This window comes from Streptomyces cacaoi (assembly GCF_006539165.1).
GTDB classification, from domain to species: Bacteria; Actinomycetota; Actinomycetes; order Streptomycetales; family Streptomycetaceae; genus Streptomyces; species Streptomyces cacaoi.
Map to the genome: position 1 here is coordinate 1 of NZ_BJMM01000159.1, position 1731 is coordinate 1731.

Annotated in this window: 1 protein-coding gene; it reads left to right on the top strand. The window is 77.4% G+C overall.

Annotated elements, in window-relative coordinates:
• Positions 1-1731: condensation domain-containing protein (locus SCA03_RS34715; RefSeq protein WP_141275898.1), on the top strand; the 1731-nt coding region annotated here is incomplete at both ends.

Here is a 1731-nt window from a genome sequence, read left to right on the forward strand (position 1 = left end):
TGCTACGGGCCGACCGAGGTGTCCATCGCCGCCACCTCCCACGTCCTCGACCGGGCCGCCGACGACGCCGCGCTGGTGCGCCTCGGCGGGCCGCTGCCCGACACCCGGCTCGCCGTGCTCGACGCGCGGCTGCGCCCCGTCGCGGTGGGCGAGGAGGGCGAACTGTACGTCGTGGGGCCGGGTCTGGCGCACGGCTACGGCGGGCGGCCCGGCCTGAGCGCCGCCCGGTTCGTGGCCTCGCCGCACGGCCCGGCGGGCAGCCGGATGTACCGCACCGGGGACGTGGTGCGCTGGTGCGAGGGCGGCGTACTGGACTTCGTGGGCCGCGCCGACGACCAGGTGAAGGTGCGCGGCTTCCGCGTCGAACTGGGCGAGGTGGAGGCGGCGTTGACCGCGCACCCGCGGGTCGCCCAGGCCGTCGTGGTGGTGCGCGCCGACGCACGCGGCGGCAAGCGGCTGGCCGGCTACGTCGTACCGTCCGGCGAGAGGGCGCCCGGCCGGGACGAGCTGCACGCGTTCCTCAGCGGCCGGCTGCCCGGCCACATGGTGCCGTCCGGGTACGCCGTCCTCGGCGCCCTGCCGCTGACCGCCAACGGGAAGGTGGACCGGCGGGCGCTGCCCGACGTGGAGTGGGCCGACGCGGGCGCCGCCTACGTGGCGCCCTCCGGCGCCGACGAGGAGCTGGTCGCCGGGCTGTTCGCCGAGGTGCTCGGCGTGCCCCGGGCGGGCGCCCGCGACCACTTCTTCCGGCTGGGCGGCGACTCGATCCTGGCCGTCCAGCTCGCCGCCCGGCTGCACCGCGCCGGCCGCCGCACCACCGTGCGCGCCGTCTTCGACCATCCGACCGTCGCGGAGCTGGCCGGGGCGCTGGCGGGCGCCGCACGGGACACCGACGGCACGGCCGGGCCGGTGCCGGTGGAGCGCACCGGCCCGCTGCCGTTGTCGTTCGCGCAGCAGCGGGTGTGGTTCGCCGCGCAGGTCGACCCGGCGAGCACCGAGTACAACACCGGCGGCGCCCTGTGGCTGCACGGCCCCCTTGAGGTGGCCCGGCTCCAGGCGGCCCTGGAAGCCCTGGTGGCCCGGCACGAGACGCTGCGCACCACGTTCGAGGAGCGCGACGGTCAGGGCGTGCAGCTCGTCCACGAGCCCGGCCCCGTGCCGCTGCCCGTCGTGGACTGCGCCCCCGACGAGGCGCCCGAGCTGGCCCGCCGCCACCACGCCGAACCCTTCGACCTGCGCACCGGCCCCCTCCTGCGTCCGCTGCTGCTGCGCACCGCGGCGGACGCACACCTGCTCGTCCTCGCCGTGCACCACATCGTCACCGACGGCTGGTCCATGGGCGTCCTCCGCCGCGAGCTGGACGCCCTCTACGCGGGCCGCACCCTGCCCGAACCCGCCCTCCAGTACGGCGACTTCGCCGTGTGGCAGCGCGCCGCCCTCACCCCGGACGTCCTCGAAGCGGAGCTGGACCACTGGCGCGACCGGCTCGCCGGCGCCCCCGCCCTGGAGCTGCCCACCGACCGGCCCCGCCCGGCCGTGCGCACCACCACCGGCGGCACCCGCAGGTTCGAGGTGCCGCGGCAGGTGCTCGCCGACTTCACCGCCCGCTGCGAGGCCCACGGCGTCACCCTGTTCATGGGCCTGCTGGCCGCCACCCAGCTCGTCCTCGCCCGCTACAGCGGTCAGCGCGACATCGTCGTCGGCACCGCCGACTCCGGCCGCTCCCGTGTC